Source organism: Pseudomonas sp. QD4, assembly GCF_049199125.1.
In the GTDB taxonomy this organism is placed as follows: domain Bacteria; phylum Pseudomonadota; class Gammaproteobacteria; order Pseudomonadales; family Pseudomonadaceae; genus Aquipseudomonas.
Map to the genome: position 1 here is coordinate 135,894 of NZ_JBLZOM010000011.1, position 9,948 is coordinate 145,841.

General features: G+C 61.8%; 8 protein-coding genes. 2 read left to right on the plus strand and 6 right to left on the minus strand.

Going from position 1 to position 9,948, the window contains the following annotated elements; genetic code table 11:
* Positions 1–4: 4 nt before the first annotated feature.
* On the plus strand, positions 5–1,006 hold the full coding sequence (locus ACOZJV_RS33660) for a glutathione S-transferase family protein (RefSeq protein ID WP_421549506.1): 1,002 nt from the start codon (positions 5–7) through the stop codon (positions 1,004–1,006).
* Between the two features lie 63 nt (positions 1,007–1,069).
* Here ACOZJV_RS33660 and cysG read toward each other — a convergent pair whose 3' ends face one another.
* The 6 genes from cysG to ftsK all read right to left on the minus strand — a co-directional run bounded on the left by cysG (position 1,070) and on the right by ftsK (position 8,593).
* Positions 1,070–2,464, minus strand: a complete 1,395-nt coding sequence (gene cysG / locus ACOZJV_RS33665) for a siroheme synthase CysG (RefSeq protein ID WP_078473576.1) — start codon at positions 2,462–2,464, stop codon at positions 1,070–1,072.
* Complete coding sequence (gene serS / locus ACOZJV_RS33670; RefSeq protein WP_078473577.1) at positions 2,465–3,745, minus strand: serine--tRNA ligase; 1,281 nt, start codon at positions 3,743–3,745, stop codon at positions 2,465–2,467. It lies immediately after the preceding gene.
* Between the two features lie 16 nt (positions 3,746–3,761).
* Positions 3,762–4,136, minus strand: coding sequence for a fluoride efflux transporter CrcB (crcB, locus tag ACOZJV_RS33675; protein WP_421549507.1), 375 nt, complete (start codon positions 4,134–4,136; stop codon positions 3,762–3,764).
* The gene (locus ACOZJV_RS33680) at positions 4,136–5,458 is read right to left on the minus strand and encodes a replication-associated recombination protein A (RefSeq protein ID WP_078473579.1); all 1,323 of its coding nucleotides are present in this window, start codon (positions 5,456–5,458) and stop codon (positions 4,136–4,138) included. The genes crcB and ACOZJV_RS33680 overlap by 1 nt, the downstream gene beginning before the upstream one ends.
* Before the next feature lie 35 nt (positions 5,459–5,493).
* Complete coding sequence (gene lolA / locus ACOZJV_RS33685; protein WP_020296726.1) at positions 5,494–6,117, minus strand: outer membrane lipoprotein chaperone LolA; 624 nt, start codon at positions 6,115–6,117, stop codon at positions 5,494–5,496.
* Between the two features lie 70 nt (positions 6,118–6,187).
* Entirely contained in the window at positions 6,188–8,593 is a 2,406-nt protein-coding gene (gene ftsK, locus ACOZJV_RS33690) for a DNA translocase FtsK (RefSeq protein WP_421549508.1), read from the minus strand.
* A 295-nt stretch (positions 8,594–8,888) separates the two neighbouring features.
* Here ftsK and trxB point away from each other — a divergent pair, with 295 nt between their 5' ends.
* Positions 8,889–9,839 carry a thioredoxin-disulfide reductase gene (gene trxB / locus ACOZJV_RS33695; RefSeq protein ID WP_078473581.1) on the plus strand — a complete coding sequence of 317 codons (951 nt, stop codon included), beginning with the start codon at positions 8,889–8,891 and terminating at the stop codon, positions 9,837–9,839.
* Positions 9,840–9,948: the final 109 nt, after the last annotated feature.

The following is a 9,948-nucleotide window of genomic DNA, read 5'->3' on the forward strand; positions in this document are numbered from 1 at the left end:
TTCGATGGGTCTGCTGATTGAAGGGCGCTGGCACGACCAGTGGTACGAGAGCAGCAAAGACGGCGCCTTCCAGCGCGAACAGGCGCAACGCCGCAACTGGGTCACGGCCGACGGCGCGCCTGGCCCCAGCGGTGAAGGCGGCTTTGCGGCCGAGGCCGGGCGCTATCACCTCTATGTATCCCTGGCCTGCCCCTGGGCCCACCGCACCCTGATCCTGCGCAAGCTCAAAGGCCTGGAAAGCCTGATCGACGTCTCCGTCGTCAGTTGGCTGATGCTGGAAAACGGCTGGACCTTCGACCAGAGCCACGGCTCCAGTGGCGAACCGCTGGATCACCTGACCTACATGCACCAGCGCTATACCGCTGAGGATCCCCACTACACCGGCCGGGTCACGGTGCCGGTGCTGTGGGACAAACAGCAGCAGCGCATTGTCAGCAACGAGTCGGCGGAGATCATCCGCATGTTCAACAGCGCCTTCGACGGCCTGACCGGCAACCGCCTCGACCTGTATCCAGAAGCCTTGCGCGCAGACATCGAACAACTGAACGCGCGGATTTACCCGGCGGTGAACAACGGCGTGTACCGCGCCGGCTTCGCCACCTCACAACAGGCCTATGAACAGGCTTTTGATGATGTATTTGCCGAACTCGACTGGCTGGAGCAGCGCCTGGGAGAGCGGCGTTACCTCGCAGGCGAGTACCTGACCGAGGCCGATGTGCGCCTGTTCACTACGCTGATTCGCTTCGACGCGGTGTATTACAGCCACTTCAAATGCAACCTGCGGCGTATTGCCGACTACCCGAACCTGTCGAACTGGCTCAGGGAAATGTACCAATGGCCGGGGATTGGCGAGACCGTGGACTTCACCCATATCAAGGGTCATTACTACGCCAGCCACCGCACCATCAACCCGACCGGCATCGTGCCCAAAGGGCCGGCGCAGGACTTCACCCGCAGCCATGATCGGCAGCGCCTGAGTGGGCGGGGAATCTTTCAGGGGAATTGATGCGGCAGTGCGTGCTCATCGCCCCCCACTCCAGGTCATGCCCCGGAGTGGGGGGTAATGGGGTCAGACTTGAGACTGGGCGCCTTCGAACCAGGCCAGCTTCTCGCGTAGCTGGACCACTTCGCCGACGATGACCAGGGTCGGGGCATGCACTTCGTGCTCTGCCACTAGCCGTGGCAGGTCGGCCAGGGTGCCGGTAAACACCCGCTGGTTGGACGTGGTGCCCTGCTGGATCAAGGCCGCCGGGGTATCGGCTGAGCGACCGTGCTTGATCAACTGCTCGCAGATGATCGGCAAACCCACCAGGCCCATGTAGAACACCAGAGTCTGGGCCGGGCCAACCAGGTCGCTCCAGGGCAGGTCCGAAGAACCATCCTTGAGGTGCCCGGTGACAAACCGCACCGACTGCGCGTAATCGCGGTGGGTCAGCGGAATCCCGGCGTACGCCGCGCAACCGCTGGCCGCCGTGATCCCCGGCACCACCTGGAACGGGATGCCATGGGCCGCCAGTTCCTCGATCTCCTCACCGCCACGCCCGAAAATAAACGGGTCGCCGCCCTTGAGCCGCAACACGCGCTTGCCTTGCTTGGCCAGGGTCACCAGTTGCTGGTTGATCTGCTCCTGGGGCACCGCGTGGTCGGCGCGACGCTTGCCGACATACACCCGCTCGGCGTCACGCCGGCACAATTCGAGAATCGCCGGCGCCACCAGGCGGTCGTACAGCACCACATCGGCTTGCTGCATCAGGCGCAAGGCGCGAAAGGTCAGCAGGTCCGGATCACCCGGGCCGGCACCGACCAGATACACCTCACCCGGCGCATGGGGTGCTTCACCTTCGATCTTGGCGATCAGCAGGCGCTCCGCTTCTGCCCCCTGCCCGGCCAACTGGCGATCGGCAATCGGCCCCTGGAAAACATCTTCCCAGAACGCCCGACGCTGCTGCACATCTGGAAACAGACCTTTGACCTGGCTGCGAAAGCGCGCCGCCAAACCGGCCAGCTGGCCGTAGGTCGAAGGAATCCAGGTTTCCAGCTTGGCCCGGATCAGCCGTGCCAGCACCGGCGCATCGCCACCGCTGGACACCGCAATCACCAGGGGCGAACGGTCGACGATCGCCGGGAAGATCACGCTGCACAGGGCCGGCGCGTCCACCACATTGACCGGCACGCAGCGCTTGTGTGCGTCGGCGGACACCTGGGCGTTGAGCGGTTCATCGTCGGTGGCGGCAATGATCAGCACACAGCCGTCCAGGTCCGCCTCGATGTAACCGCGCACTACGCATTCGCCGCCGCTGGCAGTCACCAGTTCACGCAACTGCACTTCTATTTCAGGTGCAACAACCCGCAACAGCGCACCGGCATCGGCCAGCAGACGGGATTTGCGCAAGGCAATCTCCCCCCCACCGACGACCAACACACGACTGCCGCGCAGGTTATGGAACAGCGGCAGAAACTCCATTTAGCCGATGACCTCAAGGCCGCCCATGTAGGGTTTCAGCACGTCTGGCACACGGATCGAACCGTCGGCCTGCTGGTAGTTTTCCAGCACCGCCACCAGGGTCCGGCCCACTGCCAGGCCCGAGCCATTGAGGGTGTGCACCAGTTCCGGCTTGCCGGTTTCCGGGTTGCGGAAACGCGCCTGCATGCGACGCGCCTGGAAATCGCCGCAGTTGGAGCACGACGAGATTTCGCGGTACTTGTCCTGGCTTGGGATCCACACTTCCAGGTCATAGGTCTTGACCGCGCTGAAGCCCATGTCGCCGGTGCACAGGGCCAGGGTGCGGTAAGGCAGACCCAGCAATTGCAGGACTTTTTCGGCGTTGGCGGTCAGGCCTTCCAGCGCTTCCATAGAGGTCGAGGGCTCGACCACTTGCACCATCTCGACCTTGTCGAACTGGTGCTGACGGATCATGCCGCGGGTATCGCGACCCGAGGCCCCGGCTTCGCTGCGGAAGCATGGCGTGTGGGCCACGAACTTGATCGGCAACAGCTTCGGATCGAGGATCTCGCCAGCCACGATGTTGGTCAGCGACACTTCGGCGGTCGGGATCAGGTACAGGTCGGCTTCGCCTTCGCGGCTGATCTTGAACAGGTCTTCCTCGAACTTCGGTAACTGGCCAGTGCCCTGCAGGGCCGGCGCTTGTACCAGATAAGGCGTGTAGGCCTCTTCGTAGCCGTGTTCGTTGATGTGCAGGTTGATCATGAACTGCGCCAGGGCGCGATGCAGGCGGGCGATCGGCCCACGCAGCAGGGCAAAACGCGCGCCGGACAGCTTGGCGGCGGTTTCGAAATCCAGCCAGCCGAACTTCTCGCCCAGGGCGACGTGGTCCTTGACCTCGAAATCGAAGACAGTCGGCGTGCCCCAACGGCGCACTTCGACGTTGCCCTCTTCATCGGCGCCCACCGGCACCGACTCGTGAGGCAGGTTGGGAATATTGAGCAGGATCGCGTCCAGCTCGGTCTGAATCCCGTCCAGCTCGACCTTGCCGCTGGCCAACTCGCCGGCCATGCGCTCGACGTCCGCCATCAACGGCGCGATGTCTTCACCGCGCTGCTTGGCCTGGCCGATGGATTTGGAGCGTGCATTGCGTTCAGCCTGCAATTGTTCGGTGCGGGTCTGGACGGTCTTGCGCTGTTCTTCCAGCGCTTCGATGCGCGCTACATCCAAGGTAAAGCCACGGGATGCCAGGCGGTCCGCTACGTCCTGAAGGTTGCTACGTAACAGTTTGGAATCGAGCATGTCGGTCTCTCGTTTATCAAAGTTTGGTCAAGGACAGGCCAGCCCAGGTCGCGAGCAGCCCGCCGAATACGCTGATGGCCAGATAACCGAAGGCTATCGGTGCTTGCCCGCTTTCCAGCAAGCGCAGCGTATCCAGGGAAAAGGATGAAAAGGTCGTAAGACCGCCTACAAAGCCGACGATCAGGCCGGCGCGGATTTCGATCGGCACTTCCGGGCGCACCAGAAACAGCCCGTACAGCACGCCGATGATCATGCAACCCAGCAGATTGACCGCCAAGGTGGCCGTATAAAAATGCCGGGGCCAGTTGGCGCTGACCCAGGTGCTGGCCGCGAAACGCAGTAATGTACCAGCGATACCGGCGACGGACACCGCAAGAATCGTTCGAATCACTATTTTCTCCGCTGTTTCGGGCTGACGCGGTCAAGGGCTGCCAGGTGATTGAGCTTCTCGCCGATCTTCAGCTCCAGGCCACGGGGCACCGGCTGGTAGAACGGTTGCGGTTCGAGCTCGTCGGGAAAATAGTCTTCGCCGGCGGCGTAGGCATCCGGCTCATCGTGGGCGTAACGGTATTCGTCGCCGTACCCCAGTTGTTTCATCAACTTGGTCGGCGCATTGCGCAAATGCAGCGGTACTTCCAGCGAACCATGCTCGGCGGCGCTGCGCATGGCGGCCTTGAAGCCCATGTAGACCGCGTTGCTTTTCGGTGCGCAGGCCAGATAGGTAATGGCCTGGGCCACCGCCAACTCGCCTTCGGGGCTGCCCAGGCGCTCCTGCACGTCCCAGGCGGCCAGGCACAGGCTGAGGGCGCGCGGATCGGCGTTACCGATGTCTTCGCTGGCCATGCGCACCACGCGCCGAGCCAGGTACAGCGGGTCGCAACCGCCGTCGAGCATGCGCGCGAACCAGTACAGGGCACCGTCGGGGTTGGAGCCACGCACCGACTTGTGCAGGGCGGAAATCTGGTCGTAAAACGCCTCACCGCCCTTGTCGAAACGCCGACGGGTGTCGCCCAGCAGGCTTTGCAGCAGGTCGACGCCGATCTCGCTGTTGTCTTCCGCCAGGTCCGAGGCATTCTCCAACAGGTTGAGCAGGCGCCGGCCATCGCCGTCGGCCGCCGACAGCAGCATCTGGAAACCTTCGTCGCTCAGGCTCAGCTGACGCTTGCCCAGGCCACGCTCTTCGCTCAGGGCGCGCTGCACCAGCTTGTTCAGGGCGGCCTCGTCCAGGCTTTTGAGCACATAGACCCGAGCCCGGGAAAGCAAGGCGTTGTTCAATTCAAAAGAAGGGTTTTCAGTGGTGGCACCGATGAAAATCAGCGTGCCATCTTCGACATAAGGCAGGAAGGCGTCTTGTTGCGACTTGTTGAAACGGTGCACTTCGTCAACAAAGAGGATGGTCCGGCGACCGTATTGACCAGCCTGTTGCTTGGCGATTTCCACCGCCTGGCGGATCTCCTTGACCCCGGCCAGCACTGCCGAGACCGTTTCGAAGTGCGCATCCGAGACTTCCGCCAGCAGCCGCGCCAGGGTGGTCTTACCCACACCTGGCGGGCCCCAGAAAATCATCGAATGCAGGGCGCCCTGCTCCAGGGCTTCGCGCAGAGGCTTGCCCCGGGCCAACAGGTGTTCCTGACCGACGTACTCATCCAGGTTGGCCGCGCGCAAGCGGGCGGCCAGGGGCTGAGCGATCGGGGCACTACGAAACAGGTCCATGGCGTACCTTTGCAACCTCTTGTATGACTAGCCGCTTATTCCTGGATCACGTCGGCACCCTTGGGGATGTCGAACTTGAACTTGGAAGCCGGGATCGGCTCGTTGGCCTTGACGCCGGTGAACAGGATATTGGTGCGCTGGCCGACGCTGTCGATCAGTTGCATGTCGTTGACCATGCCGTTGCGGAATGACAGGCGCAGGCTGTCGAACAGGGTGTCCTTGGTTTTCGGCTTGAGGGTGAAGTCGATCACCCCGCCAGCTTCCTTGGCACTGATATCGAAGCTTTCGCTGATCTTCGACACATCACCGGACAGCAGCAGGGCCGGGGTCTGGGTCAGGCGCTGATCGAGCTTCTTGATAGTCACCTGCTCCAGGTCCGGGTCCCACAGCGAAACCTTCTTGCCGTCGGACACCATCAGTTGTTCCTGTGGCGCGTCGGTGTGCCAGTAAAACAGCCCCGGGCGTTGCAGCGACATTTCGCCAGCCGTTTCCTGCAACTGGGTGCCGCCGCCATCCAGGGTCAGCTGGGAGAAGCGTGCAGTCAGGGTCTGGGATTTTTCCAACAGCTGGGTCAGACGTGCTACATCCTTGTCGTCAGCGTGAGCCGAGAGCGTGGTCAAAGCCAAAACCGGCAGCAACATCATGCGGATAAGACGCATGGGAGTCCTCTTAAAATTGCGTGGGATTATCGGCGGCGTGCCATCACGCCGCGTCGATTCAATTCGATGCTCAGTCGCGCATCGGGCCCGGCGCCAATACTTCGCGCGAGCCATTGGTGTTCATCGCGGTGACCACACCGGCCATTTCCATGGACTCGATCATCCGCGCGGCGCGGTTGTAGCCGATCTTGAGCTTGCGCTGCACCGCCGAGATCGAAGCCCGGCGGCTTTCCAGGACGAACTGCACCGCCTCATCGTACAGCGCGTCGGTTTCAGCATCATCGCTGTCACCGCCACTGCCACCGTCAAAGCCGCTGCCCGCCTCTTCGACACCGTTGAGGATGTCGTCGTTGTATTCAGGCGCGCCACGCAGTTTCCAGGCTTCCACCACGCGGTGCACTTCATCGTCGGAGACGAATGCGCCGTGGACCCGGATCGGCAGGCTGGTCCCCGGCGGCATGTAGAGCATGTCACCGTGACCCAGCAGTTGTTCGGCACCGCCCTGGTCGATGATGGTCCGCGAGTCGATCTTGCTCGACACCTGGAACGCCATGCGGGTCGGGATGTTGGCCTTGATCAGACCGGTGATCACGTCCACCGAAGGCCGCTGAGTGGCGAGGATCAGGTGGATACCGGCAGCACGGGCCTTCTGTGCGATCCGCGCGATCAGCTCTTCGACCTTCTTGCCGACAATCATCATCATGTCGGCGAACTCGTCGACCACCACCACGATGGTTGGCAGCTTGACCAGCAGCGGCGCCTCGTCGTGGATGCTCTCGCGGTTGTACAGCGGGTCGGTCAGCGGTGTACCGGCATCCTGGGCTTCCTTGACCTTGGCATTGAAGCCCGACAGGTTGCGTACACCCATCTTCGCCATCAATTTGTAGCGCCGCTCCATCTCGGCCACGCTCCAGCGCAGGGCGTTGGCGGCGTCCTTCATGTCGGTCACCACTGGGCACAGCAGGTGCGGAATGCCCTCGTAGATCGACAGTTCGAGCATTTTCGGGTCGATCATGATCAGCTTGGCGTCTTCCGGGCCGGACTTGAACAGGATCGACAGAATCATCGCGTTCACCCCCACCGACTTACCGGAGCCGGTGGTACCGGCCACCAGCAGGTGAGGCATTTTCGCCAGGTCGGTGATGACCGGACGGCCGCCAATGTCATGACCCAGGGCCAATGTCACCGGGGATTTGAAGTTGTCGTATTCCGGGGTCGACAGCACTTCGGAGAAGCGCACGATCTGCCGATCCTCGTTGGGAATCTCGATGCCCACGGTGGTTTTGCCGGGGATCACTTCGACCACCCGCACACTGGTCACCGCCAGGGAACGCGCCAGGTCCTTGGCCAGGTTGGCGATGCGGCTGACCTTGACCCCGGCCGCCGGCTGGATTTCGTAACGGGTAATGACCGGGCCCGGGTGAATCGAATCCACCGACACCTCGACCCCGAACTCCTTGAGTTTGATTTCCAGCAGGTGGCCGACCGCCGCCAGGGATTCGGGGGAATAGTTGAGCTGTTTCTTTTCTGCCGGGTCGAGGATGGAAATAGGTGGCAGCGTGCCTTCAACGGCGCCGTCGACGAACAGCGGCACTTGTTTCTCTTTCTGCACACGCTTGCTCGGTTCCGCTGCTTTCGGCGGAGCGGGGGCGATGACCGGCGGCACCTGTTTCTCGCGCTCGGACATGTGCTTGCTCAGGGCCTGCTCGCGCTCGATCAGGCGCTCCTTGACCTTGGCCTGCTCGCGCTTGTCGGTCACGGTTGGGGCCACGACTTCGTCGACCCGGGCATCCACTTCGCGCAACTGGGCCACCAGTTGCTTGCGCTCGGTACGGGCCGCCCACCAGCGATTGGCTGCGCCCTGGAACAGTTCGAACAGGTCGAGGGTGATCTTGCCCGTGACGTCCATGACCTTGAACCACGACAGGTCGGTGAACACGGTGAGGCCAAACAGGAACAGCGCGATAAACATCAGGGTGCTGCCCTGGATGTTCAGTGCGTTTTTGGCCAGGTCGCCCAGGCTTTCGCCCAGCGCCCCACCCGCCCCGGCCGGCAAGCCGGTGGCAGCGTGGAAATGGATATGGGCCAAGGCGGCGCCGGACAACACCAGGAACACCAGGCCGATCAGGCGCCAGGAAAACAGCCAGCCGCTCCACTGCCAGGGTTCATGCCGTTGACGGAAGATCTGATAAGTCTTGATCGCCAATAACAGCGGGAAGATATAGGCGAAATAACCCAACACCATAAACAGGATATCAGCGCTGTATGAACCGGCAGGGCCACCGAAGTTCTGCACATCTTCGATCTTGCTGTTATGGCTCCAGCCCGGATCGTCCTTGCCATAGGTCAACAATGCCATCATCAAAAACAGGCATAAGGCACCAATGGCGATCAATGCACCTTCCTTGAGCCGGTAGTGCAATTGCTGACGCCAGAGCGGGACTACTGTTTTAGGTGTTGCGGTGGATTTCTTCAAAACGCGTCTTTTCCTGCGCCTACGGCGCGTCCAACTGATGATTGACTACAAAATACTGCTCGAACGAGCAGGTAAATAAAGTTGATTGGCCTGACTGGGGCTACTTTTAACACTCTGCCCCGGGATCCTGAAACAGGGCAATTCTGAATATCTTGATACATACCGGCATTGTACGGGTTTGCTCGCTTCATGCCACGCTGGTACATCCTCGGTTTAGCATAACCAACGGCACTTTACGCACTATTCAATTTGAGCATGCATTGCCTTTTGTGACAAAGGCTTATGAGGTGTTTTTATGAACCAAGTGAAGCATTCACGCCTGATTATTCTGGGCTCCGGCCCTGCCGGTTACAGTGCTGCCGTGTATGCCGCCCGGGCCAACCTCAAGCCGACTGTCATTACCGGCCTGCAGGCCGGAGGACAATTGACCACCACCACCGAAGTCGACAACTGGCCCGGTGACGTCGAAGGCCTGACCGGCCCGGTGCTGATGGAGCGCATGCAAAAACATGCCGAGCGCTTCGATACCGAGATCGTCTACGACCACATCCACACGGCCAAGTTGCAGCAGCGACCGTTTATCCTGATCGGCGACAGCGGCACCTACAGCTGCGACGCACTGATCATTGCCACCGGTGCATCGGCCCAATACCTGGGTCTGCCGTCGGAAGAAGCCTTCGCCGGCAAGGGGGTATCGGCCTGCGCCACCTGCGACGGGTTCTTCTACCGCAACCAGGTGGTCGCTGTGGTCGGGGGCGGCAATACCGCCGTGGAAGAAGCACTGTATCTGTCGAACATCGCCAAGGAAGTGCACCTGGTGCATCGGCGCGACAAGCTGCGTTCGGAGAAAATCCTGCAGGACAAATTGTTCGAGAAAGCCGCCAACGGCAATATCCGCCTGCACTGGAATCAGAACCTGGATGAAGTGCTGGGGGATGCCAGCGGCGTGACCGGCGCCCGGCTGCGGGACAGCCTGAGCGGCGCCACCCACGAGCTGGAGCTGGCCGGAGTCTTTATCGCCATTGGCCACAAGCCCAACACAGACCTCTTCCAGGGCCAACTGGAGATGCGTGACGGCTACCTGCTGGTCAGGGGCGGCAGTGAGGGCAATGCCACCGCTACCGGCATCGAGGGGGTGTTCGCGGCCGGCGACGTGGCCGACCATGTCTACCGCCAGGCCATTACCTCAGCCGGGGCCGGCTGCATGGCGGCGCTGGACGCCGAGAAATTTCTCGACGACAACTAAGCGCTCGTCCTACGCTTGGGGCGGGCCTTCGCGGCCCGCCCCCGCCCGCCCCGTCCGCAAGTTTGAATACCATGCTGACCAGGCGCCAACGCAACACCCATGATTTCCC

What these genes read in the sequence shown, in the direction of transcription:
- cysG (WP_078473576.1), bottom strand. Translation starts at nt 2,464, where the DNA reads ATGGAGTTTCTGCCGCTGTTCCATAACCTGCGCGGCAGTCGTGTGTTG.
- ACOZJV_RS33660 (WP_421549506.1), top strand. Translation starts at nt 5, where the DNA reads ATGGGTCTGCTGATTGAAGGGCGCTGGCACGACCAGTGGTACGAGAGC.
- ACOZJV_RS33680 (WP_078473579.1), bottom strand. Translation starts at nt 5,458, where the DNA reads ATGGACCTGTTTCGTAGTGCCCCGATCGCTCAGCCCCTGGCCGCCCGC.
- trxB (WP_078473581.1), top strand. Translation starts at nt 8,889, where the DNA reads ATGAACCAAGTGAAGCATTCACGCCTGATTATTCTGGGCTCCGGCCCT.
- lolA (WP_020296726.1), bottom strand. Translation starts at nt 6,117, where the DNA reads ATGCGTCTTATCCGCATGATGTTGCTGCCGGTTTTGGCTTTGACCACG.
- serS (WP_078473577.1), bottom strand. Translation starts at nt 3,745, where the DNA reads ATGCTCGATTCCAAACTGTTACGTAGCAACCTTCAGGACGTAGCGGAC.